21 protein-coding genes and 1 riboswitch are annotated in these 22,527 nt (G+C 73.5%); of the genes, 11 read left to right on the forward strand and 10 right to left on the reverse strand.

Annotation, left to right across the window (positions count from 1 at the left end; genetic code table 11):
* Positions 1-33 precede the first annotated feature (33 nt).
* A complete protein-coding gene (locus OG509_RS12540; RefSeq protein WP_406182522.1) occupies positions 34-438 on the reverse strand; it encodes a hypothetical protein in 405 nt (134 codons plus the stop codon).
* 68 nt (positions 439-506) lie between these two features.
* On the reverse strand, positions 507-1,178 hold the full coding sequence (locus OG509_RS12545) for a hypothetical protein (protein WP_406182523.1): 672 nt from the start codon (positions 1,176-1,178) through the stop codon (positions 507-509).
* A 113-nt stretch (positions 1,179-1,291) separates the two neighbouring features.
* On the opposite strand from OG509_RS12545, the gene OG509_RS12550 reads away from it, so the two are divergent.
* Positions 1,292-1,594 carry a hypothetical protein gene (locus tag OG509_RS12550; protein ID WP_406182525.1) on the forward strand — a complete coding sequence of 101 codons (303 nt, stop codon included), beginning with the start codon at positions 1,292-1,294 and terminating at the stop codon, positions 1,592-1,594.
* Positions 1,595-1,673: 79 nt separating this feature from the next.
* Here OG509_RS12550 and OG509_RS12555 read toward each other — a convergent pair whose 3' ends face one another.
* The 3 genes from OG509_RS12555 to OG509_RS12565 are packed head-to-tail and all read right to left on the reverse strand — an operon-like array spanning position 1,674 to position 4,859.
* Complete coding sequence (locus OG509_RS12555; RefSeq protein ID WP_406182527.1) at positions 1,674-2,756, reverse strand: prenyltransferase; 1,083 nt, start codon at positions 2,754-2,756, stop codon at positions 1,674-1,676.
* Entirely contained in the window at positions 2,753-3,487 is a 735-nt protein-coding gene (locus OG509_RS12560) for a class I SAM-dependent methyltransferase (protein WP_053693378.1), read from the reverse strand. Before OG509_RS12560 ends, OG509_RS12555 begins: the two co-directional genes overlap by 4 nt.
* A 58-nt stretch (positions 3,488-3,545) precedes the next feature.
* Complete coding sequence (locus OG509_RS12565; RefSeq protein WP_406182528.1) at positions 3,546-4,859, reverse strand: glycosyltransferase family 4 protein; 1,314 nt, start codon at positions 4,857-4,859, stop codon at positions 3,546-3,548.
* 238 nt (positions 4,860-5,097) lie between these two features.
* On the opposite strand from OG509_RS12565, the gene OG509_RS12570 reads away from it, so the two are divergent.
* Positions 5,098-5,727 carry a TetR family transcriptional regulator gene (locus OG509_RS12570; protein ID WP_406182529.1) on the forward strand — a complete coding sequence of 210 codons (630 nt, stop codon included), beginning with the start codon at positions 5,098-5,100 and terminating at the stop codon, positions 5,725-5,727.
* 154 nt (positions 5,728-5,881) lie between these two features.
* Here the strand turns inward: OG509_RS12570 and OG509_RS12575 are convergent, their stop codons facing one another.
* Positions 5,882-6,115, reverse strand: a complete 234-nt coding sequence (locus OG509_RS12575; protein ID WP_406187555.1) for a ferredoxin — start codon at positions 6,113-6,115, stop codon at positions 5,882-5,884.
* A gap of 5 nt (positions 6,116-6,120) precedes the next feature.
* On the reverse strand, positions 6,121-7,584 hold the full coding sequence (locus tag OG509_RS12580) for an aldehyde dehydrogenase (protein WP_406182531.1): 1,464 nt from the start codon (positions 7,582-7,584) through the stop codon (positions 6,121-6,123).
* A gap of 219 nt (positions 7,585-7,803) precedes the next feature.
* Between OG509_RS12580 and OG509_RS12585 the strand changes: the two genes are divergently transcribed.
* The 7 genes from OG509_RS12585 (at position 7,804) to OG509_RS12615 (ending at position 16,208) form a co-directional block, all read left to right on the forward strand.
* Entirely contained in the window at positions 7,804-8,937 is a 1,134-nt protein-coding gene (locus OG509_RS12585) for an MBL fold metallo-hydrolase (RefSeq protein WP_406182533.1), read from the forward strand.
* A gap of 101 nt (positions 8,938-9,038) precedes the next feature.
* Positions 9,039-9,113: riboswitch (cobalamin riboswitch) on the forward strand.
* A 135-nt stretch (positions 9,114-9,248) separates the two neighbouring features.
* On the forward strand, positions 9,249-10,493 hold the full coding sequence (locus tag OG509_RS12590) for a prenyltransferase/squalene oxidase repeat-containing protein (RefSeq protein ID WP_406182534.1): 1,245 nt from the start codon (positions 9,249-9,251) through the stop codon (positions 10,491-10,493).
* Positions 10,493-11,185, forward strand: a complete 693-nt coding sequence (locus OG509_RS12595) for an SCO2322 family protein (RefSeq protein WP_406182536.1) — start codon at positions 10,493-10,495, stop codon at positions 11,183-11,185. Before OG509_RS12590 ends, OG509_RS12595 begins: the two co-directional genes overlap by 1 nt.
* The gene (locus OG509_RS12600) at positions 11,182-12,591 is read left to right on the forward strand and encodes an energy-coupling factor transporter transmembrane protein EcfT (protein WP_406182537.1); all 1,410 of its coding nucleotides are present in this window, start codon (positions 11,182-11,184) and stop codon (positions 12,589-12,591) included. The genes OG509_RS12595 and OG509_RS12600 overlap by 4 nt, the downstream gene beginning before the upstream one ends.
* A complete protein-coding gene (locus OG509_RS12605; RefSeq protein WP_406182539.1) occupies positions 12,588-14,570 on the forward strand; it encodes an ABC transporter ATP-binding protein in 1,983 nt (660 codons plus the stop codon). The genes OG509_RS12600 and OG509_RS12605 overlap by 4 nt, the downstream gene beginning before the upstream one ends.
* Positions 14,567-15,421 (forward strand): ECF transporter S component, encoded by an 855-nt coding sequence (locus OG509_RS12610; protein WP_406182541.1) that lies wholly within the window; start codon positions 14,567-14,569, stop codon positions 15,419-15,421. Before OG509_RS12605 ends, OG509_RS12610 begins: the two co-directional genes overlap by 4 nt.
* Positions 15,422-15,767: 346 nt before the next feature.
* Entirely contained in the window at positions 15,768-16,208 is a 441-nt protein-coding gene (locus OG509_RS12615) for a transglycosylase SLT domain-containing protein (RefSeq protein WP_406182543.1), read from the forward strand.
* Positions 16,209-16,355: 147 nt separating this feature from the next.
* Here OG509_RS12615 and OG509_RS12620 read toward each other — a convergent pair whose 3' ends face one another.
* On the reverse strand, positions 16,356-17,525 hold the full coding sequence (locus OG509_RS12620) for a steroid 3-ketoacyl-CoA thiolase (RefSeq protein ID WP_030163191.1): 1,170 nt from the start codon (positions 17,523-17,525) through the stop codon (positions 16,356-16,358).
* A 241-nt stretch (positions 17,526-17,766) separates the two neighbouring features.
* Between OG509_RS12620 and OG509_RS12625 the strand changes: the two genes are divergently transcribed.
* Together OG509_RS12625 and OG509_RS12630 are read left to right on the forward strand one after the other, a co-directional pair.
* Positions 17,767-19,011, forward strand: coding sequence for a cytochrome P450 (locus OG509_RS12625; RefSeq protein WP_406182544.1), 1,245 nt, complete (start codon positions 17,767-17,769; stop codon positions 19,009-19,011).
* A 262-nt stretch (positions 19,012-19,273) separates the two neighbouring features.
* Positions 19,274-19,657 (forward strand): DUF6193 family natural product biosynthesis protein, encoded by a 384-nt coding sequence (locus OG509_RS12630; RefSeq protein ID WP_406182546.1) that lies wholly within the window; start codon positions 19,274-19,276, stop codon positions 19,655-19,657.
* A 127-nt stretch (positions 19,658-19,784) separates the two neighbouring features.
* On the opposite strand, the gene OG509_RS12635 is transcribed toward OG509_RS12630, so the two are convergent.
* Positions 19,785-21,803 (reverse strand): bifunctional glycosyltransferase 87/phosphatase PAP2 family protein, encoded by a 2,019-nt coding sequence (locus tag OG509_RS12635; protein WP_406182547.1) that lies wholly within the window; start codon positions 21,801-21,803, stop codon positions 19,785-19,787.
* Between the two features lie 262 nt (positions 21,804-22,065).
* Positions 22,066-22,293, reverse strand: a complete 228-nt coding sequence (locus OG509_RS12640) for a hypothetical protein (RefSeq protein ID WP_406182548.1) — start codon at positions 22,291-22,293, stop codon at positions 22,066-22,068.
* Positions 22,294-22,527: the final 234 nt, after the last annotated feature.

Here is a 22,527-nt window from a genome sequence, read left to right on the forward strand (position 1 = left end):
GCGCACACCGCGGCGGCCGGGGCTCCCGGCGCATCAGGGGGCGGGGGTGTCCGCCGTGCTGTCCGCCGCATCCGGCGGGGGCACCACCGCCAGCAGTTCCCGCAGGTCCAGGGGCATGACGGCGATCTCGATGGTGCCACCGGAGCCGTCGACCCCGCCGGTCCCGTACGTGCAGGACACGATCCGCGATCCGGGGTTGATGGCCATGCCCTCCTTCACGGACGGCGCCCGCACCCCGGTCGCGCGGCCGCCGGGCAGCGGTACGGGCTCACCCCGGCGGGGCACCCAGCGCGCCCCGCCGGGGCCGGTGAAAACCCGGCCCATGCGCCAGCGGCCGGCTCCGGCCGGATGGCGCACCATGCACGGGATCCCGTCCGGGGTCCCGGCGGCGATCCGCTCGCGCCGCTCGCTCCGCTTGCGCCGCAGGAAATCGATCATCCGCCCATTCAAACAGCCCGCGGACCGGCCCGGCGACGCTGCCCGGCCGGCCCGCGGTGTACGAGGGCCTATCCGCCGCTCAGCTGGGACAGGCTCGGGACCTTGTCGGTCACCGTGGCGCCGGCGCCCTGGCCCGCGCCCTTGACCCCGGTGATGACGTCCTGGAGCGAGTTCAGGTCGGCGTCGCTCGCATCGCCCTTGCGCAGCTTGGTTCCCAGGCCCTTGAGGGACTCGATGCCCGCCGTCAGAGGGGCCACCGCCTTCGACAGCAGCGGGTCGCCCTTGGCGTTGTCCGCGGCCGCCTTCAGCCGGTTGTACGCGAAGGCGCCCGCGAGGCCCGCCTTGACGAGAGCGAACGTACGGCCCTTGGCGCCCTTCTTGAACTTGCCCGCGCGGTACGGCTTGATGATCCACTGGTACGTCGCCCCGGCCGCGAGCCCCACGTTGGCCACGAAGCGCGCCTTCGCGAACTTCTGCTTCTCCGCGGTGGTACTGGGCGTGGGCTCGGCGAGGGCCGCGACCTCCGCCGCTTCCGCCGCTCGCCACGCTTCGGGCGCCCCCACCTCGGCGGCCGGCGCCGCCGGCACCGACAGGGCCACGTCCTCGCCCCTGCCGCCCCTGCCGCCGGCTTCGCTGCCGCATGCGGTGGCGCCGGCGAGCAGCGCACCGGACAGGAGCAGGGCGGTGAAGGCGCGGCGGAATCGGGTGGTACCGGGTATGGACACGCTGGGTTTCGACACGGTGAGCCTCCGGGGAGTGAGGTGTCTCCGGCAGCGTCACCCGGGCCCCGGCATTGCGCCACTTGGATGACCCATTCGGGTTTGCTTCACACCGACGGGGCAACACGCGGTGCATGCGCACACACACCGGAGTACACGCCCGAGGAGGCGTTCAGGCCGGCCGGGTCGTCGCCGCGGTGGCGGACGTGCTGGCCTTCACGATCGGCCTGTGGGTCCTGCTCTACTTCCTCGACGCCAACCGGGGCAACGGCCTGGTGGAGTTCATCCACGACGCCGCCACCTGGCTGGCCGGCTGGTCATACGACCTGTTCACCTTCGACCGCGAATGGGTCCAGGTGGTGGTGGGCTACGGCGTGGCGGCCGTGGCGTACCTCGTCCTGGGCCACCTCGTCGCCGGCCGGCTCTACCGCCGCTGACCGCGGGCCGCGTACGGGCAGGCCGCCTCCGAGGCGGCCTGCCCTGCCCGTACCGCTCCGGCTCCCGGCTCCCGGCGGGCTAGGCGCAGCAGTCGGGCTCCAGTCCGGACGGCAGCTCCAGCCCCCCGAACACCGCCCCGGTGGCCTCGTCCCCGCCCAGCGCGGCCACGGCGAGCAGCAGCGACCCGGCCGTCCAGGTCGTCTGCTCGACCGGCCACACCGCCTTGTCCTCGAAGACGTAGCCCGTCCAGTACATGCCGTTGTCCGCGCGCAGGTGCGTGACGGAGCGCAGGATCTCCAGCGCCCGGTCCGATTCGCCCATCGCCCACAGGGCCAGGGCCAGCTCGCAGGACTCCCCGCCCGTCACCCACGGGTTCGGCAGGACGCAGCGCACACCGAGCCCGGGGACCACGAACTCGTCCCAGCGCCCCTCGATCCGCACCTTCGCCTCCGCGCCGCCCAGCGCGCCGCCCAGCACCGGGTAGTACCAGTCCATCGAGTACCGGGACTTGTCCAGGAACCGCTCCGGGTGCCGCCGGATCGCGTGCCCGAGGGCCCCCGCCGCCAGCTCCCAGTCCGGCTGCGGCTCCTCGCGGTGCTCGGCGATCGCCAGCGCGCACCGCAGCGCCTGGTGTATCGAGGAGGAGCCGGTGAGCAGCGCGTCCGTCACCGCACTGCCGTCGGCCTCCCGCTTCCAGCCGATCTCGCCGCCCGGCTGCTGGAGTCCGAGGACGAACTCGGTCGCCGCGAAGACGACGGGCCACATGCGGTCCAGGAACGGGTCGTCGCCGGTGGCCAGGTAGTGGTGCCAGACCCCGACGGCTATGTACGCGACGAAATTGCTCTCCCGGCTCGCGTCCTGCGGCTCGGCGGTGTCCACCCCGTCCGGCCGGTCCGCGTACGCCGCGTACCAGGAGCCGTCGGCGTTCTGGTGCCGGGCCAGCCAGTCGTACGCCCGCTCCGCGGCCTCGTGCTCGCCCGCCGCGTCCAGGGCCATCGCGGCCTCGGTGTGGTCCCACGGGTCCAGGTGGTGGCCGCGGAACCACGGGATGGCCCCGTCGGAGCGCTGCGCGGCGAGGATGCCGGCCACCGTCCCGGCGGCCTCCTCGGCGGTCAGCACACCGTCCAGGACCAGGCGTTCGGTGCGCCCGGGCGAGCTCACTTCGCCGCGCCGACGGGAAGGTGCGGCTTCGTCGCGTACGCCACGAAGCTCTTGCCGATGACCGGGTTGAGCGCCTGCTCCGCGAGCCGCGTGGCCAGCGGCTTCTTCATGATGTCCCAGACCAGGAGCTTGTGGTACGCCTTCACCGGCAGCGCCTGGTCGTTGTCGACGCCGAACGCGCACTTGAGCCACCAGTACGGGGAGTGCAGCCCGTGGGCGTGGTGGGTGCCGTACGGCTTGAGGCCGGCGGCCTCCATCTTCCCCAGCAGCTCGTCCGCCTTGTAGATGCGGATGTGGCCGCCCTCGACCTCGTGGTACGCGTCGCTCAGCGCCCAGCAGATCTTCTCCGGGCCGTAGCGCGGGACGGTGATGGCGATGCGGCCGCCGGGCTTGAGGACCCGGACCATCTCGGCGAGCACGCCCTTGTCGTCGGGGATGTGCTCCATCACCTCGGAGATGATGACGACGTCGAAGGACTCGTCGGGGAAGGGCAGGGCCAGCGCGTCGCCCTCCATGGCGGTGGCGGTGGCGCCGGCCGGGGCCTCGCCGGCCTCCTTCATGGCGGCGAACCACTTGGCGACCTCGCGGATCTCCTCGCCGTTGCGGTCGACTGCGACCACCTGGGCGCCGCGCCGGTAGCACTCGAAGGCGTGCCGGCCGGCGCCGCAGCCCAGATCGAGCACACGGTCGCCTGCGGCGAGCGGGAACCGGGAGAAATCGACGGTCAGCACGGGGTCCTGCCTTCGCGGTCGCGGGGGTGTTCGGGGGTGGTGTGGAAAAGGCGGAAGGTCACCGCGCGCGGCGGCTGCGGGCGGCCTGCTCGACGGCGGCGCGGTAGTGCGCGGCGGTGCCCTCGGCGGCTCTGGCCCACGTGAACCGGGACAGCACCCGCTCGCGCCCGGCGGCGCCGAGGCGGGCCCGCAGCTGCGCGTCGCCCAGCAGCCGGCCCAGCGCGGCGGCCAGCGCGCCCGCGTCGCCGGGCGGCACCGCGAGGCAGGTCTCGCCGTCCGGGCCCGCGACCTCGGGAATCGCACCGCCGGTGGTGGCCACCAGCGGGGTGCCGGTGGCCATGGCCTCGGCGGCGGGCAGCGAGAAGCCCTCGTACAGCGAGGGCACGCAGGAGACCTGCGCGCTGCGCACCAGGTCGACGAGCTCGGCGTCGGTGATGCCCTTGACGAAGCGGACCGCGTCCTGGAGCCCGTACGTCTCGATCGCGCGGGCGACCGGGCCCTTCTCGGCGCGCTTGCCGACGACGACGAGGTGCGCCTCGGGCTGCTCGGTGCGCAGCTTCGCGAGCGCCTCGACGAGGTGGACGAGGCCCTTGAGCGGGACGTCGGCGCTGGAGGTGGTGACGATCCGCCCGGGCACCTCGGCGACGGAGGCGTCGGGCGACCACAGGTCGGTGTCGGCGCCGATGTGGACGACGTGGATGCGCTCGTCGCGCACGCCCAGGTGCTCGGCGATCTCCTGCTTGGAGGAGCCGGAGACGGTCAGCACGGAGGGCAGCCGGCGGGCGACGCGCCCCTGCATGCGCGTGAAGCCGTACCAGCGCCGCACGGAGGCCCGCTTGCGGCGGTCCTTGGCGGCGGCCAGGTCCAGCTTGCGGTCGACGGTGATGGGGTGGTGGATGGTGGTGACCAGCGGGGCGCCGAGGTCGGCGAGCAGTCCGTAGCCGAGGGTCTGGTTGTCGTGGATGACGTCGAACTCGCCGGCGCGGGCGGCGAGATGGCGCCGGGCCCGCAGCGAGAAGGTCAGCGGCTCGGGGAATCCGCCGGTCCACATGGTGGCGACCTCGACCGCGTCGATCCAGTCCCGGTACTCGTCGCGCTTCGGCGTACGGAAGGGGTCGGGATGCCGGTACAGGTCCAGGCTCGGCAGTTCGGTGAGCGTGGCGCCGGTGTCGAGGACCGGGTACGGCTGCGCGCCGATGACCTCGACGGAGTGCCCCAGCCTCACGAGCTCCCGCGAGAGGTGCCGGACGTAGACGCCCTGGCCGCCGCAGAACGGGTTCCCCTTATAGGTGAGGAGTGCGATGCGCAACGGGCGGTCGCCGTCGGTGGCGGAACCCACGAAAGGGCTCGTCACCATGGCCTCAGCGGTCACTCTCGGCCCCCTTCTCCCTGCACTTTCGCCGGAGCGTAACCGCTCGCATAATGTAGAACAAGTTTCAGACTTGATCCGTCGAAGACCATTGAATCTACCGGCCGGAAACCACACCGTAAGAGGCGGAGCAGGTGATTCGCGCCACGGCTCGGACGCCTGAGATGCTGGCTGCCGATCACGACGCGAACAGCCCGGAATTCAGCACCGCAACGACACGGAACGCCATGGAACGGGACAGATGACAGCGGACGCGAAAGCCGTCGCCACGACGGCGTCCCCTCACCTGACGGAGCGCCAGGAGGCGCGCCGCCGCCGAATCCTGCACGCCAGCGCGCAGCTGGCCAGCCGGGGCGGCTTCGACGCCGTCCAGATGCGGGAGGTCGCCGAGGCGGCCGGGGTCGCGCTGGGCACCTTGTACCGGTACTTCCCGTCGAAGGTGCACCTGCTCGTCGCCACCATGCAGGACCAGCTCCAGCACATGCACACGACGCTCCGCAAACGGCCCCCGGCGGGCGAGGACCCGGCGGCCCGGGTCGCGGAGACGCTGATGCGGGCCTTCCGCGCCCTGCAGCGGGAACCGCACCTCGCCGACGCGATGGTCCGCGCACTGACGTTCGCGGACCGCAGCGTGAGCCCCGAGGTGGACACGGTGTCCCGGCTGACCACGGCGATCATCCTGGACGCGATGGGCCTGGACGCCCCGCCGACGGCGGAGCAGCTCTCGGCGGTCCGGGTGATCGAGCACACCTGGCACTCGGCGCTGATCACCTGGCTCTCGGGCCGCGCCTCGATCGCGCAGGTCAAGATCGACATCGAAACGGTATGCCGCCTGATCACCCTGACGGCACCGCCCGGGGATTCGGCCTGAAGCAGGCGGAGGGGAAGGGGCAGGGGCTTCGGGGGTCGGGCCCCCTGATTCGGGGTCGGTGGTGCGTCCGGGGGCGTCCCGACCGCCTCTCCCGACCCCGATCACGCAGACCCCACCCCCGACCCCCCGTTCTCGCGGAAGGGCAGGGCAGGGGCTATTCCTCCGGTGGGAACACCACCTCTCCCGTTCCCGCCAGCGTGATCAGGATCGCCTCCACCGGGCAGCCTTCCGCCGCCGTCAGGATCGGCTCGTTCGCGTCCGTCTCCGGGTCCCGCGGATGCGACTGGCGCGCCGAGTCCAGCGCGAAGCCCTCCGGCGCGTGGTTCACGCACATCCCCGAGCCGATGCAGACCCCCCGGTCCACCTCCACCACCCAGCGGTCACCCATGGCGCTCACGCACCCGCCGCGTAGCCCGCCGGCAGGTGGATCATCTTGTGCTCCAGGTACTCGCTCAGCCCCTCGGGCCCGAACTCCCTTCCCACACCGCTGTTCTTGTAGCCGCCGAACGGCCCGAGCATGTCCAGGCTGAAGGTGTTCACGTTGAAGGTGCCCGTCCGCACCTGCCGGGCGAAGTCGATGCCGTGCTCGACGTCCCCCGTCCAGACGCTGCCGCTCAGGCCGAACTCCGAGTCGTTGGCGACCCGTACCGCCTCCGCCTCGTCCCCGTACGGGATCAGGCAGACGACCGGCCCGAAGATCTCCTCGCGGGCGATCCGCATCGAGTTGTCCACGTCCCCGAAGAGCGTCGGCTCCACGTACCAGCCCCGTTCCAGCCCCGCCGGACGGCCGCCGCCCGCCAGGACCTTCGCGCCCTCCTCCTGCCCGATCCGGATGTAGTCCAGCGACCGTTGCTGCTGGCGCCGGGCCACCAGCGGCCCGAGCTGCGTCGCCGGGTCCAGCGGGTCGCCGACCACCAGCGCGCCGGCCGCGGCCGCGAGTGCCTCGGCGACCTCCTCGTACCGGCTGCGCGGCGCGAGCACCCGGGTCTGGGCCACGCAGGCCTGCCCGTTGTTCATCCAGGCCGCCGGAACGATCCCGGCGATGGTCGATTCGAGGTCGGCGTCCGGCAGGATCACGGCGGCGGACTTGCCGCCGAGTTCGAGCGTGACCCGGGTCAGGTTGCGGGCGGCGACCTCCATCACGCGCTTGCCGGCCGCGACCGAGCCGGTGAAGGCCACCTTGTCGATGCCGGGGTGGCCGACCAGGTACTCGCTGACCTCCCGGTCGGCGGGCAGGATCGACAGGACGCCCTCCGGCAGCCCGGCCTCGCGGGCCATGTCGGCGAGGATGTACGAGTCCAGCGGCGACTCGGGAGACGGCTTCAGGATCACCGTCGACCCCGTCAGCAGCGCGGGCGCGAGCTTCGCGGCGGCCACGAACTGCGGCACGTTCCACGGGATGACGGCCGCGACGACGCCCACCGGCTCCCGGCGCACCAGGATCGGCCCGAGCGCCCCCTGGCGGTGCTCCTCGTACGGGTAGGCGCGCGCGACCTGGATCGCGGCGTCGTAGACCATCATCGGGCCGAGCGCCTGCGCGAGGACGCTCCAGGAGTACGGGGACCCGTTCTGGGAGCTGATCGACCGGGCGATCTCCTCGTGCCGGACGGCGATCGCGTCCTTGATCCGGGTGACGACGGCGATCCGCTCGTCCAGGGACATCCGGGGCCAGGGCCCCTCGTCGAAGGCCTTGCGCGCGACCGCGACGGCGCGGTCCACGTCCGCGCGGGAGGCGTGCGGGACGCTGCCGATGACCTGCTCGGTGTGGGGGGAGACGATCTCGATCGTGTCGGTACCCAGCGGATCCGTCCACTCCCCGCCGATGAACAGGTGTCCGTGTTCCACGAGCTCGGTCATGGCTGCTGCCTCCTGCGGCTTGGCGTTCCCGAACTGATACCAGTTCTAGTTCCAGGAGTCCACGGCCAGGACGGAACAGCCCGGAAGATCCAACAAGGGGTTGCGACTAGTCAGAACCGGCTGCAGATGGTCGACTTGGGCGACTACTGCAACACGTTCTCGTGAGAGTGAGCCGGGCGGCGCAGACGCGGCCGGGCGCAGCGCAGACAGGGAGCCCTCATGCCGCAGGACACGCCACCACAGGCAGCACCGCCCACCGGACCCGGAGCCACGCCCCCCGACACCGCGCCCGTCACCCCGACCATCACCCCGCACGTCACCGACCACGGCGGCGGCGTGCGCGGCATCAAGGTTCCGATCCCCGACAACCCGCTCGGCCACACCCTCGTCCACGTCCTCGACACCGACCGCGGCCCCGTCCTCGTCGACACCGGCTGGGACGACCCGGAGTCCTGGGACACCCTCGTCTCCGGGCTCGGCGCCCTCGGCATCGCCGTCGCCGACGTCCACGGCGTGGTCATCACCCACCACCACCCCGACCACCACGGTCTGTCCGGCCGGGTCCGTGAGGCGTCCGGGGCCTGGATCGCCATGCACGCCGCCGACACCGAGGTCGTCGTACGGACCCGCTCCGCCGAGCCCGGCGTCTGGTTCGACTACATGAGCGAGAAGCTGGCCGCCGCCGGAGCCCCCGAGGAGCACCTCGCCCCCCTGCGGGCCGCCCGCACGAGCGGCCGCCTGCGCACCCTTCCCGGGCTGCGGGCCGCCGTCCCCGACCGGGAGATCGTCCCCGGCGAGCTGCTCCCCCTCGCCGGGCGCCGCCTACGCGCCATCTGGACCCCCGGGCACACCCCCGGCCACGTCTGCCTGCACCTGGAGGAGCAGCACCCGGCGAGCCTCCCCGGCAACGGCCGCCTCTTCTCCGGGGACCACCTGCTGCCCGGGATCTCCCCGCACATCGGCCTCTACGAGCCCCCGGACGAAAGCGGGGTCACCCGGGTCACCGACCCGCTCGGCGACTACCTCGACTCCCTCGAACGCATCGGCCGCCTCGACCCGGCCGAGGTGCTCCCGGCGCACCAGCACGCCTTCACCGACGCCCCGGCCCGCGTACGCGAACTGCTGCGCCACCACGAGGAGCGGCTGACCGGTCTGTGGGAGCTGCTGGCCGAGCCTCTGACCCCGTGGGGGCTGGCGGAGCGCATGGAGTGGAACCGCCCCTGGGAGCAGATCCCGTACGGCTCCCGCAACATCGCCGTCTCGGAAGCAGAAGCCCATCTGCGGCGGCTGGTGAAACAGGGCCGGGCGGAGGCGGTCCCGGGCACCGACCCGGTCACGTACCGCGCGCTGTGAGGGCGGCGGGCCCTGCGGTAAGGGGCGCTACCCACCGACGCCACCCTTCCGGGCTACTACGGGCCGGTACAGTGAGCCCGTCGTCCACCCTTCCGTACGGGGGGAAGCCGGTGCGATTCCGGCGCTGACCCGCAACCGTGACCCGCCCCGGCCCCTGCCGGGCGGGGAGCCGGACCGCCCCGTACGCGAGGTGCGCGGCTCGCGCCGCCGGAGCCCCCGGCGGCCGGCACCGTCGAGGTAAACGGAGCCGGAGCCCGGTGCCCTGTGCGGGCCTGCTCTCCTGCTCCCCAGCACGAGAGGCACCCGCCCCCATGAACGTCCGACGCAGCGCCGCCGCGCTCGCCGCCTCCGCCGTGCTCTGCGTGGGCGCCGCCCCCGCAGCCCTCGCCGCGCCCTCCCCCTCCACCCCGCCGGCTCCCGTGATCCCGTCCGGGCTGTTCGGCAAGAAGGACCCGACGTACGACGGCGTGTGGCGGCAGTCCTTCGCGCTGCTGGCCCAGCAGACGGTGGGCGTGAAGCCGGCCAAGGAGGCCGTCGACTGGCTCGCCGGCCAGCAGTGCGCGAACGGCGGCTTCGCCTCCTTCCGCGCGGACGCGGCCGCGGCCTGCGACGACAAGACGATGTTCGACACGAACGCCACCGCGGTGGCCGTGCAGGCGCTGAAGGCGGTGGGCGGCCGGGACGCGGCGGTGAAGAAGGGCGTGGACTGGCTGAAGTCCGTCCAGAACGAGGACGGCGGCTGGGCCTTCGTCCCCGGCACCCCGAGCGAGGGCAACTCCACGTCCATCGTCATCAGCGCGCTGGTGGTGGCGGGCGAGAAGCCGGCCGAGGTGAAGTCGAAGGTGGGCAAGTCCGCGTACGAGGGCCTGCTCGCCTTCCAGCTGGGCTGCGCCGCCGAACCGGCCGCCGACCGGGGCGCCTTCGGGTACCAGCCGGCGCCGGACGGCAAGCTCCCGGCGAACGCCGATGCCACGGCCGCCGCCGTCCTGGCCGGTCTGGGCCAGGGCTCGGTCGTGTCCCCCTCCGCCGCGGACACCCCCGCGACCGCGCTGGCCTGCCCGGCGGGCGCCGCCGACCCGGTGGCCGCGGCGCAGGGCGCGGCCGGCTATCTGGCCGAGACGCTGAAGAAGGACGGCCACCTCACGGCCGTCACCCCGGGCGCGGACCAGCCGACCGCGGACACCGGCAACACCGCCGACGCGGTGATCGCCCTGGCCGCAGCCGGGCACAAGCAGTCGGCGGCGGCCGCGCTGGAGTGGCTGAAGACGAACTCGGCGGAGTGGGCCAAGGACAGCCCGGCGGCCCTCGGCACCCTGGTCCTGGCCGCTCACGCGACCGGCACGGACCCGAAGTCGTTCGGCGGCACGGACCTGGTGACGGCCCTGAACGCGACGGGTCCGGTCTCGCGGACGTCCGAGGAGGCGGCCGAGCCCAAGAAGACCAAGTCGGGCTCGAAGGACGACTCGAACATCTGGTGGATCGTCGGCGCGGGTCTGGCGGCCGGCATGGGCATCGGCGTCCTGCTGAGCGGCCGCCGGAAGAAGAACCAGCTCTGATGCGTCACCGCCACCGCCACCGCGGCCTGACCCCGCTGGTCCTCGCGTTCGGCGTCCTCCTCACCCTCCTGGCGTCCTCCCCTGCCCTGGCGGCGGGCTACCGCTACTGGTCGTTCTGGGAGGGCGCGGAAGGCCAGTGGCAGTACGCCACACAGGGCCCCTCGACGGCCCGACCGGCGGACGGCTCGGCCCTGGGCTTCCGCTTCGCGGTGAGCCAGGACGCGGCGGCCGAGGCGGCGAAGCCGCGCGCGGCGGCCGATTTCGCGGCGGTCTGCGCGTCCACTCCGGCCGTGGAGGGCCGCAAGCGGATCGCGGTGGCCGTCGACTTCGGCGTCCCGGCGGACGCCCCGGCGGGCGACGCCCCGCCGCAGGACACCCCGCGCACGGCCTGCGCACAGGTCGCCCCGGACGCCACGGCGGCCGAGGCCCTGGCACAGGCCGCCAAGCCGCTCCGCTACAACAGCGCGGCGCTGCTGTGCGCGGTGTCGGGCTACCCGAAGCAGGGTTGCGGCGAACCGATCGCGGACACGGAGGACGAGCAGGGTCCGAAGCCGAGTGCGAAGCCGGAGCAGAAGCCGTCGGCGCAGTCGGAGTTCGAGGGCGGCGGCCCGTCCACGGGCCTGCTGGCCGGCCTGGCGGCGGTGGCTGCCCTGGCGGCAGCCGCGGTCTGGCAGTCCCGACGCCGCCGATGACACCGCCCGCCACCCCCGACGACCCCGCCCGCCCCGACCCGGCCGGCTCTCCCCGCCCGGCGGAGCCGCCGGAGCCGGCGGACGCGGCGGTGGCCGGTGTGGGCCGGGTCGGGAGCGTCGTGAGCGCCACCGCAGCAGGCGGGGACGGCGCCGGTCCGCGGGCCACCGGGGGTGGCGCGGGTACGGGCAGGACCCGCCGGCCCGCGGACGAAGGCGTGACGCCGGGCGGGCCCGGGCGGGCCGGGGCGGATGGTCCCGGGTCGGGGCCGACGTACAAGACGAGCAGGGTGCTCCGGCTGGCGGCTCCGCAGGCCCGTCGGGGCAACGCCCTGCATGCGGGGGCATGGTGGCTCTGGGCGCTCGGGCTCGCCACCGCCGCCTCGCGCACCACCAATCCGCTGCTCCTCGGCCTGATCGTCGGCGTGGCCGGCTACGTCGTGGCCGCCCGCCGGACCTCCGCCCCCTGGGCCCGTTCGTACAGCGCGTTCCTCAAGCTCGGCCTCTTCGTCATCGGGCTGCGGCTCGTGTTCTCGGTGCTGCTCGGCTCCCCGATCCCCGGCGCGCACGTCCTGTTCACCCTCCCCGAGGTGCCGCTGCCCGCCTGGGCGGCCCAGGGGATCCGGCTCGGCGGCCGCGTCACCGCCGAGCAGCTCGTCTTCGCCTTCTACGACGGCGCCAAGCTGGCCGCCCTCCTCGTCTGCGTCGGCGCCGCCAACGCCCTCGCCAACCCGGCCCGGCTGCTGAAGTCCCTCCCGGCCGCCCTCTACGAGGCCGGCGTCGCCGTCGTCGTCGCCATGACCTTCGCGCCGAACATGGTCGCCGACGTGGCCCGCCTGCGGACCGCCCGCCGCCTGCGCGGCCGCCCCACCGGCGGCGTCAAGGCCGTCCTCCAGATCGGCCTGCCCGTCCTGGAGGGCGCGCTGGAGCGTTCGGTCGCCGTCGCCGCCTCGATGGACGCGCGCGGCTACGGCCGTACCGCGCAGGTCCCGCCCGCCGTCCGGCACACCACCAACGCCCTCACCCTCGGCGGCCTGCTCGGCATGTGCGCCGGCACGTACGGACTGCTCGCCGCCGAGGGCGCCGCGTACGGGCTGCCGGTCCTCGTGATCGGCCTCGGCCTGGCGCTCGGGGGCCTGCGCCTGGGCGGGCGGCGCAGCATCCGGACCCGCTACCGGCCCGACCGCTGGGGGTGGCGGGCGTGGCTGGTCGCCGGGTCGGGCGCGGCCGTCGCCGCCGTCCTGATCCGTGCCGGGTCCGTCGACCCTGGCGCCCTGCAGCCCGGCGTCGTCCCCCTGGTCGCCCCGACGCTCCCGCTGTGGCCGGCGGCCGGGATCCTGATCGGCCTGCTCCCGGCGTTCGTGGCGCCCGTACCGTCCACCACACTTCCGGAGGAAACACCCCAGTGATCCGCTTCGAGCAGGTGTCGGTCACGTACGACGGCGCCGCGCAGCCCACCCTCCGCGATGCCGATCTGGTGATCCCGGAGGGCGAGCTCACGCTCCTGGTCGGCCCGTCGGGCGTCGGCAAGTCCACCCTCCTCGGCGCCGTCTCCGGCCTGGTCCCGCACTTCACCGGGGGCACGCTGCGGGGCCGCGTCACCGTCGCCGGGCGCGACACCCGCACCCACAAGCCGCGCGAGCTCGCCGATGTCGTGGGCACGGTCGGCCAGGACCCGCTCGCCCATTTCGTGACGGACGTGGTCGAGGACGAGCTGGCGTACGGCATGGAGTCCCTGGGGCTGGCGCCGGCCGTCATGCGCCGCCGGGTCGAGGAGACCCTGGACCTGCTCGGCCTGAACGAACTGCGCGACCGCCCCATCGCCACCCTCTCCGGCGGCCAGCAGCAGCGGGTCGCGATCGGCTCGGTCCTGACCCCGCACCCGAAGGTCCTGGTCCTGGACGAGCCCACCTCGGCGCTGGACCCGGCCGCCGCCGAGGAGGTGCTCGCGGTCCTCCAGCGCCTGGTGCACGACCTGGGCACGACGGTCCTGCTGGCGGAACACCGTCTGGAGCGGGTGGTCCAGTACGCGGACCAGGTCCTCCTCCTCCCGTCCCCGGGCGCGGCCCCGGTCCTCGGCAGCCCGTCCTCCATCATGGCCGTCTCCCCGGTCCACCCGCCGGTGGTGGCCCTGGGCCGGCTGGCGGGCTGGTCCCCCCTCCCCCTCTCGGTCCGCGACGCCCGCCGCCGATCGGCTCCGCTCCTGTCCCGCCTGCCCCTGGCGCCGCCCGACGCCGCGTCCCCGGCCCCGGCCCCGGCGCACCGTCCGGCCCCGCCGGTGTTTGAGGCGCGGGCGTCCGAGGCGCGGGGGGCCGGCGGCAGCACCCCCGCCGCCCCCTCCCCCCTGCCCGCCCCGCCACACCATCCGGCCCCGCCGGCGTTTGAGGCGCGGGATCCGGGGCGCAGCCCCAGGATCGGGAGGGGGCGGGGTGGGGAAGAAGCCCCGCGCAGCGGCCGCCTGGCCCGCCTGCTCCGCCGGAGCGAGCCGACCCCCGGCCCCGCCGCCACGAGCGGCGCCGGGACCGGCACCCGCAGTGGCAGCGGCAGCGGCAGCGGCAGCGGCGACCCTGAGCCCGTGGCCGAGGTCACCGCCCTCTCGCTGCGCCGCGGCCGCGCCGAAGTCCTCCACGGCATCGACCTCTCCGTCGCGCCCGGCGAGACCATCGCCCTCATGGGCCGCAACGGCGCCGGCAAGTCCACCCTCCTGGCCACGCTCATCGGCACGCTCGCCCCCACCACCGGCACCGTGACCGTCCGCGGCCGCACCCCCCACCGCACCGCCCCGCAGGAGATGGTCCGCCGCGTCGGCCTCGTCCCGCAGGAGCCCCGCGACCTCCTCTACGCCGACACCGTGGCCGCCGAGTGCTCCGCCGCCGACTCCGACGCCGGCGCGGCCCCCGGCACCTGCCGGGATCTCGTCTGCGCCCTGCTCCCCGACGTCCCCGACGACACCCACCCCCGGGACCTCTCGGAGGGCCAGCGCCTGGCCCTGGCCCTGGCACTCGTACTCACCGGCCGGCCCGCCCTGCTCCTGCTCGACGAACCGACCCGCGGTCTGGACTACGCGGCCAAGGCCCGTCTGATCGAGATCCTGCGGGCGCTGGCCGCCGACGGGCACGCCATCGTCCTCGCCACCCACGACGTGGAGCTCGCCGCCGAGCTGGCCCACCGGGTCGTGATCCTGGCCGGCGGCGAGATCGTCGCGGACGGCCCGACCGCCGAGGTCGTCGTCTCGTCCCCGGCCTTCGCACCGCAGGTGGCCAAGATCCTGGCCCCGGCCCCCTGGCTCACGGTCACCCAGGTCGCAAAGGCCCTGGCCGAGCCCCAACCCGAACGCGAGCCCCGAGCCGGAGCCGACCCGCAAGCCGAGGGCGAGGCCGCACGATGACCCCGACCCGCCCCACCCGCCCCCTCCGCATCGGCCCGCGCGCCGCCGCCGCGCTGCTCCTCGTCACCCTCATCGGCATCGCGGCCTTCGGCTGGCCCCTCCTCGCCGACCGCCAGTCCGGGCTCGCCCACTCCCAGGACGCCCCCTGGCTCTTCGCGGGGCTGCTCCCCCTCCTCGTCGCCGTGGTCGTCGCGACCATCGCCGACCAGGGCATGGACGCCAAGGCGGTGGCGATGCTCGGCGTGCTCGCCGCGGTCGGGGCGGCCCTGCGGCCCCTGGGCGCGGGCACGGCCGGCCTGGAGCCGATGTTCTTCCTGATGGTGCTCAGCGGCCGCGTCCTCGGCCCCGGCTTCGGCTTCGTCCTCGGCTCGGTCACGATGTTCGCCTCCGCCCTGCTCACGGGCGGGGTCGGGCCGTGGATGCCGTTCCAGATGCTGGCGATGGGCTGGTTCTCGCTCGGCGCCGGGCTGCTGCCCGGCGCGATGGGGGTCCCCCCTGCTCAAGCGAAGCCGAGAGCTTGGGGGAGGCTCCGTGGCCGGGCGGAGCTGCTGATGCTGGCGGCGTACGGATTCGTCGGCTCGTTCGCGTACGGAACGATCATGAACCTGCAGGGCTGGGTGCTCCTGCAGGGCATGGGCCAGGGCATCTCGTTCCACCCGGGGGATCCTGTCCCCGCGAATCTGGCGCGCTTCGCCGCGTACTGCGTGGCGACCTCGCTGGGCTGGGACCTGGGCCGGGCCGTGCTGACGGTCGTACTGACCCTCACGATCGGCGGCACGCTGCTGAAGGCGTTGCGGCGAGCGGTGCGGAAAGCGGCGTTCGAGGCGCCCGTTTCCTTCGGTTCGCGTTGAAAGTGGCCCGGCCCACACACCATTTCGTGTAGCAAGCCACCACAGAAAGTGACATTCGGGGCCCCGCCCGGTGACCCGCCCCACAGGACCCACGTCACATACGACATGAACTAGTAGCCCCCACCACCCCCGGCCCCCACCCGAAAACCCCACCCCCACCTGCACGAACGCCAGTGGAACCGCCCCGGCCCGGACAGGCCACCGCTGCGAGGACGGCTAGTACCAGGGGCCGTTGCCATGGCCCCACCGGCCTGGCTAACTGGTGATGTCGCCACGGCAGCGGGCCTTCGCCCCCCGCCCGACGAACCCCTCTCCACCGCGTGAGTGGCTCACGCATGCCCCAGGCATGCAGCGACCGACCCTGTCCCCGTCGGAAGGCCCATCCGTGTCCCACATCATCCGCCGCATCGCCGCCTCCAAGAAGACCCTCGCCGGCTCCATCGTCGCCCTGGGCGTCGCCGGCTCCATGCTCGCCACGGTCCCCGCCCAGGCGGCCCCCACGAGCGCCAAGGCGATCGCCCAGCAGATGATCAAGGACCCGGCACAGTTCGCGGCCTTCAACAACATCGTTTCCCGCGAGAGCGGCTGGAACCACACCGCCACCAACGCCTCCTCCGGCGCCTACGGCCTGGTCCAGGCCCTCCCCGCCTCGAAGATGGCCTCCGCCGGCGCCGACTGGAAGACCAACCCCGCCACCCAGATCAAGTGGGGCCTGGACTACATGAACTCCCGCTACGGCAGCCCCGTCGGCGCCTGGAACTTCTGGCAGACCCACCACTGGTACTAAGCCACCAGTGACCGCCTGACGGCGCGAGCAGACGGCACGAGCAGTGCGAAGGCCCCGGTGGCCGGACCTCCCCAGGTCCGGCCGCCGGGGCCTTCTGTTTCCCATCCCACAGGGTCCGTGCGGCCGGCGCCGGCCGGCCGGCGCCGCCTACAGCCGCTGGATGATCGTCCCGGTCGCCAGCGCACCGCCCGCGCACATGGTGATCAGCGCGAATTCCTTGTCGCGGCGCTCCAGCTCGTGCAGCGCGGTGGTGATCAGCCGGGCGCCGGTCGCGCCGACGGGGTGGCCGAGCGCGATGCCGCCGCCGTTGACGTTGACCTTCTCCAGGTCCTGTTCGAAGACCTGGGCCCAGCTGAGGACGACGGAGGCGAACGCCTCGTTGATCTCGACCAGGTCGATGTCCTTGAGGGACATCCCGGCCTTGCCGAGCACGGCCCGCGTCGCGTCGATCGGCCCGTCCAGGTGGTAGTGCGGGTCGGCGCCGACGAGCGTCTGGGCGACGATCCGGGCCCGCGGCCTGAGCTTGAGCGCGCGGGCCATCTTGCGTGAGGCCCACATCACGGCGGCGGCCCCGTCCGATATCTGCGAGGAGTTCCCGGCGGTGTGTACGGCGGTCGGCATGACCGGCTTGAGCCGGGCCAGCGCCTCCATGCTGGTGTCGCGCAGGCCCTCGTCGCGGTCGACCAGGCGCCACATGCCCTGCCCGGCGCCCTGTTCCTCCTCCGTCGTCGGGACCTGGACGGCGAAGGTCTCCCGCTTGAACCGCTCCTCGGCCCACGCGGCGGCGGCCCGCTCCTGGGAGAGCAGCCCGAGCCGGTCGACGTCCTCGCGGGTCAGGCCCCGGTGGCGGGCGATCCGCTCGGCGGCCTCGAACTGGTTGGGGAGGTCGACGTTCCACTCGTCCGGGAAGGGCTTGCCCGGGCCGTGCTTGGAGCCCGAGCCCAGCGGCACCCGGCTCATCGCCTCGACGCCGCAGGCGATGCCGATGTCCATGACCCCGCCGGAGATCATGTTGGCGACCATGTGGTTGGCCTGCTGGGAGCTGCCGCACTGGCAGTCCACGGTCGTCGCGGCGGTCTCGTACGGCAGGCCCATGGCGAGCCAGGCGTTGCGCGCCGGGTTCATGGACTGCTCGCCGGCGTGGGTGACGGTGCCGCCGACGATCTGCTCGACGCAGTCGGGCTGGATTCCGGTCCGGGCGAGGAGTTCGCGGTACGTCTCGCCGAGCAGGTAGGCGGGATGGAGGTTGGCGAGCGCGCCCCCGCGCTTGCCGATGGGGGTGCGTACGGCTTCGACGATGACGGGTTCCGCGGCCATGAGCTCGTCCTCTCCTGCACTGTGCCGGCGCGGCGGGCCGTCCCGGCGCCCCGCCCGAACTAGTACGCGTTCTACTTCTCCCCGCAGTCTTATGACCTGTAACCCCGGCACGCAAGGGTCTTGCACGCGCCTTCCACGGATTCCACACGCAACAGTTGGCGCGAGGACCCTTGTCACTTCTAGAACTCGTTACTACCTTCAAGCCAACTTCTGATGGGCCGTCAGACCTTGGAGTCGCCCGATGTCGTGTCCCGCGCTGCCCGAAGGCTTCGACGCCACCGATCCCGACCTGCTCCAGGACCGCGTCCCCTTCCCCGAGTTCGCCCAGCTGCGGCAGACCGCACCCGTGTGGTGGTGCCCCCAGCGCCGGGGCGTCACCGGCTTCGACGACGACGGCTACTGGGTCGTGACCCGGCACGCGGACGTCAAGTACGTCTCCACGCACCCCGAGTTGTTCTCCTCGACCACCAATACGGCGATCATCCGCTTCAACGAGCACATCCAGCGCGAGCAGATAGATGCCCAGCGCCTGATCATGCTGAACATGGACCCGCCGGAACACACCCGCGTACGCCAGATCGTGCAGCGCGGTTTCACCCCGCGTGCCATCCGCGGCCTGGAGGACGCACTGCGCGACCGGGCCCGGAAGATCGTCTCGGAGGCGCTCGCCGCCTCGGCCGACGGCAGTTTCGACTTCGTCACGCAGGTCGCGTGCGAGCTTCCGCTCCAGGCCATCGCCGAACTGATCGGCGTACCGCAGGAGGACCGGCTGCGCATCTTCGACTGGTCGAACAAGATGATCGCGTACGACGACCCCGAGTACGCGATCACGGAGGAAGTCGGGTCCAACGCGGCGATGGAGCTCATCGGCTACGCCATGAACCTGTCCGCCGCCCGCAAGGAGTGCCCGGCCAAGGACATCGTCACGCAGCTGGTGGCCGCCGAGGGCCAGGGCAACCTGGGCTCCGACGAGTTCGGCTTCTTCGTGCTGCTGCTCGCGGTCGCGGGCAACGAGACCACGCGCAACGCCATCAGCCACGGCATGCACGCCTTCCTGACCCACCCCGAGCAGTGGGAGCTCTACAAGGCGACCCGGCCGGCGACGGCCGCCGAGGAGATCGTCCGCTGGGCCACCCCGGTGGTGTCCTTCCAGCGCACCGCCACCCGGGACACCGAGCTGGGCGGGCAGAAGATCAAGGCGGGCGACCGGGTGGGGCTGTTCTACTCCTCCGCCAACCACGACCCCGAGGTGTTCGCCGACCCCGACCGCTTCGACATCACCCGCGATCCGAACCCGCACCTGGGCTTCGGCGGCGGCGGCCCGCACTTCTGCCTCGGCAAGTCCCTGGCCATCATGGAGATCGACCTGATCTTCAACGCGCTGGCCGACTCACTGCCGGACCTGCGGCTGGCCGGGCAGGAGCCGCGGCGGCTGCGGGCGGCCTGGCTCAACGGCATCAAGGAGCTTCGGGTCAGCCACGGTTGACGGCCGGCCCGTGGTCCACGACGGCAGGGGCCGCTCCTCCCACGCCCCGGCCCCTGCCGTCCACGGAACCCGCAGTGCTTGGACCCCGCCGGTCGGCGAGCGCCGGGCGCCTGCCGAGGGGGCGGGACCTCGTGCCGGGGGGCCGGGACGCCTGCCGGGGGCGTGCCCGGCGCGCGGATGGGGCGCAACGAGGGCGCACGTATGCCGGATTGTTTACTTCCGGACCATTGTTCTGTGACCGGTGGGGCGTCACACTGCGCGGATGAACCTTCACGCTGCCGATACAGACACCGCTCACCGGGTGGATGCCCGCTGGCAGCGGCTGCCCACGACGTGGCGCCTGATCGAGGAGCGCAGCGGGCCCGACACGCTCTGCCGCGGTGTCATCGAGCTCATCGAGGCCGCCTCCGCGCAGCCGCAGCTGCGCCGGCTGTACCCGTTCACCCGCCAGTGGACCCTGTGGTTCAGCTCCCGTACCCGCCCTCCCTTCGAGGTGGAGGCGCCGGCCGCCGAGCCCACGCCCGACGGCCGCTTCCGGGTGCGCACCCCCAGCCTGAACACCGTCATCGCCGAGACCGACACCGCCGAGGCCGCCATCGCGCTCGTCGTGGACCGGCTCTGCGAGGGCGGCGCGGCGGCCCCGTGATCGCCCCGGGTGGCGCGGGCGTCGCCCCCGGCGGATCCTGACAGGACGCGGCGATCCACCGAAGGGGTGCCGGGACGGACACACGGTCCGTTCCCGACACCCCTTCGCGCCGATCGGGCGCGGCGGCTCAGGCGCGGCTGCGCGTGGCGGTGCCCACCCGCTCCGGCTCGCGCGGCCGCGGCACGCTCAGCCCGGCCGGCAGGACGGCCCCGCGCGGCCCCGACAGTACGTAGACCAGCCCGAACCCGGCGGTCACGACGGCCGCGCCGCCGACCGCGTCGAGCACCCAGTGGTTGGCGGTGGCGACGATCGCGCACACCGTGATCAGCGGGTGCAGCGCCCCGAGGAGCTTCTGCCAGCCCTTCGGCGCGAGCGTGATGATCACGATCCCGCACCACAGCGACCAGCCGAAGTGCAGCGAGGGCATCGCCGCGTACTGGTTGGAGATCGCGGTCATCGCCCCGTACTGCGGATTGGCCAGATCCTGCGGTCCGTGCACGGTGTCGATGAAGCCGAGGCCGGGCATGAGCCGCGGCGGCGCCAGCGGGTACAGCCAGAAGCCGATGAGCGCGAGGACGGTGGCCAGGCCCAGGGAGGCGCGGGCCCAGCGGTAGTCGCCCGGCCTGCGCCAGTACAGCACCGCGAGGATCGTCAGCGGGACCACGAAGTGGAACGACGTGTAGTAGAAGTTGAAGAACTTCTCCAGCCAGGGCGTGTGCACCACGGCGTGGTTGACGGCGCGCTCGATGTCGATGCCCAGCGCCCGCTCGACGGCGTGGATCTGGCTCCCGTGCCCCTCGGCGAGGCTGCGGCTGCTGGGCGCGGCGGCCCGGATGTGCGAGTACAGGGAGTACCCCACCCGTATCAGCAGCAGCTCCAGCAACAGGTTGGGGCGCGAGAGCACGCGCCGCCAGAACGGCAGCAGCGGCACCCTCGTCCACCGGGCGGCGGCCGGCCGGCCGTACGCCGTCGGGACGGGCTCGCGCCAGTACGGCGAGGAGCGCGGCAGGAACGGCACCGCGCAGGCGGCCGCCAGCGCCGCGAGCAGCAGCACGTTGTCCCGTACGGGGGCCAGCGCGGCCAGGTTGGGCAGCAGCATGTCGCTGGGCAGGGTCATGGCGAGCACCACGGCCACCGGCCACACGGGCCGGTCCGCCGCCCGCTTGCCGACCTTGCCGGCCAGCGCGAGCAGCACCCACAGCAGCTGGTGGCGCCAGCCGGTCGGCGCGACGGCGACGGCCACGCAGCCGGTGACGGCGACGGCGAGCAGCAGCTGGCCGTCGCGGGCGTAGCGGGCGGCGCGGCGCAGGCCGACCCAGCCGATCCCGGCCGCGAGGGCCACGTACAGCAGGATCTCGGCGGGGCCGCTCAGGCCGAGCCGCAGCAGCGCGCCGTGCACGGACTGGTTGGCGAGGCCGTCGGGGGCGCCGCCGAGGCCGGTGCCGGCCAGGTGGTGGACCCAGTACGTCCAGGAGTCGCGCGGCAGGGCCGCCCAGGACAGGGCGGTGGCTGCGGCGAAGGTCACGGCGGCGGCCTTGGCGGTGGGGCGGCGGCCGGTGAGCCACAGCAGCGGCGCGAAGAGCAGCAGGGCCGGCTGGAGCGCGGCGGCGAGGCCGACGAGGAAGCCGGCCGGGCGCTCGCCGGGCACCCGGAACATGGCCAGCAGCACCAGCAGCACGGGCAGGACGGCGGTCTGGCCCGGCGAGGCGGCCTCGCGGACCGGCAGCGACACCATCATCAGGCCGACCAGTACGGGCGCGGCGAGCAGCGCGGTGCGCCGCGGCACGGGGTCGGGCAGGCCGCGCGCGGCGACCAGCCCGACTGCGGCGACGAGCAGCAGCGTCACGCAGGTCCAGGCCACCTCCAGGGAGGGCGCCGCGAGACCGAGGAACGGCTTCAGGACCAGCCCGGCGAAGGGGGTCCCGGTGAACTGGCCGCCGTCGTACAGCGACCCGGGGAAGCCGCTGGGGAGCCGGAACTCGCTGAGCCACTCGCCCGGTGGCACGCGCAGCACGGCGGCGGCCTGTCTGACGGCGAGGACGCCGGCCAGCGCCCACAGGAGGAACCGTGCCGCCCCCAGCCTGCCGCTGCCGCCTATGACCCCGGCATGTCCGTTCGCACCACTGTGCTCTGCCGCGTTAGCCACGCCTCGCCGGCCTCCCGCCCTGTTGACCGCAACCTTGACTTCGCCTGGCTGCCGCGTTTCGTGCACCGCTTCATTACCTGGGACGACGATATCCCCCGCGGGATCCCTAGGATGGCGGGCATGAGCATCGTGAAGATCAACAAGAGTGTCAAGACACTCACATAGGCCCTGACCTGCGACTGATCCGTCCGGGCCGGAACAGCATAAAAGCCCCGCCCGGCGGTCGTGCTCGCCATCGCCTGACACGGGCTACGGACCGGCCTCAGCAGGGGTCGTTCGACGTGCTCCACTCGGCCAGGGCGCAGCGCAGACACTCGCACGTCGGGTAGACGTCACCCCAGCCGTCCCAGTAGCCCTCACGGCGGAACCGGGCCACGTCGAGGGGGTCCCGCACGAGCGGGCGTACGGGCTCGCCGGACCGGAAGATCAGGAGCGGGCCGGCGGAGTCGGCATGGATCACCCGCACCGTCAGCCGTGACCGCCCGCCCACACACCCCACCCCCGAGCCACGATGGCGGCAACGGTGACGGCCCACGCCACGGCGCCGATGGTCACGACGATTCCGCGTAACCGCTCCGACCCGTCGCCGTGGCGTTCGCCGTCGGTCACTGGACGCGCTCCACCACGGCGACTTCCGAGAACTCCCGCACGAATGTCATGTGCCCGGTGCGGCCCGTGTGCTCAATGCACATGTCCGTGCACACGTCAGCGTTCCCGGTCGGCG

It is taken from the genome of Streptomyces sp. NBC_01006 (assembly GCF_045162725.1).
Classification (GTDB): Bacteria; Actinomycetota; Actinomycetes; order Streptomycetales; family Streptomycetaceae; genus Streptomyces.

What these genes read in the sequence shown, in the direction of transcription:
- OG509_RS12540 (WP_406182522.1), bottom strand. Translation starts at nt 438, where the DNA reads ATGATCGATTTCCTGCGGCGCAAGCGGAGCGAGCGGCGCGAGCGGATC.
- OG509_RS12550 (WP_406182525.1), top strand. Translation starts at nt 1,292, where the DNA reads ATGCGCACACACACCGGAGTACACGCCCGAGGAGGCGTTCAGGCCGGC.
- OG509_RS12570 (WP_406182529.1), top strand. Translation starts at nt 5,098, where the DNA reads ATGACAGCGGACGCGAAAGCCGTCGCCACGACGGCGTCCCCTCACCTG.
- OG509_RS12575 (WP_406187555.1), bottom strand. Translation starts at nt 6,115, where the DNA reads ATGGGTGACCGCTGGGTGGTGGAGGTGGACCGGGGGGTCTGCATCGGC.
- OG509_RS12580 (WP_406182531.1), bottom strand. Translation starts at nt 7,584, where the DNA reads ATGACCGAGCTCGTGGAACACGGACACCTGTTCATCGGCGGGGAGTGG.
- OG509_RS12585 (WP_406182533.1), top strand. Translation starts at nt 7,804, where the DNA reads ATGCCGCAGGACACGCCACCACAGGCAGCACCGCCCACCGGACCCGGA.
- OG509_RS12590 (WP_406182534.1), top strand. Translation starts at nt 9,249, where the DNA reads ATGAACGTCCGACGCAGCGCCGCCGCGCTCGCCGCCTCCGCCGTGCTC.
- OG509_RS12595 (WP_406182536.1), top strand. Translation starts at nt 10,493, where the DNA reads ATGCGTCACCGCCACCGCCACCGCGGCCTGACCCCGCTGGTCCTCGCG.
- OG509_RS12600 (WP_406182537.1), top strand. Translation starts at nt 11,182, where the DNA reads ATGACACCGCCCGCCACCCCCGACGACCCCGCCCGCCCCGACCCGGCC.
- OG509_RS12610 (WP_406182541.1), top strand. Translation starts at nt 14,567, where the DNA reads ATGACCCCGACCCGCCCCACCCGCCCCCTCCGCATCGGCCCGCGCGCC.
- OG509_RS12615 (WP_406182543.1), top strand. Translation starts at nt 15,768, where the DNA reads ATGCAGCGACCGACCCTGTCCCCGTCGGAAGGCCCATCCGTGTCCCAC.
- OG509_RS12620 (WP_030163191.1), bottom strand. Translation starts at nt 17,525, where the DNA reads ATGGCCGCGGAACCCGTCATCGTCGAAGCCGTACGCACCCCCATCGGC.
- OG509_RS12625 (WP_406182544.1), top strand. Translation starts at nt 17,767, where the DNA reads ATGTCGTGTCCCGCGCTGCCCGAAGGCTTCGACGCCACCGATCCCGAC.
- OG509_RS12630 (WP_406182546.1), top strand. Translation starts at nt 19,274, where the DNA reads ATGAACCTTCACGCTGCCGATACAGACACCGCTCACCGGGTGGATGCC.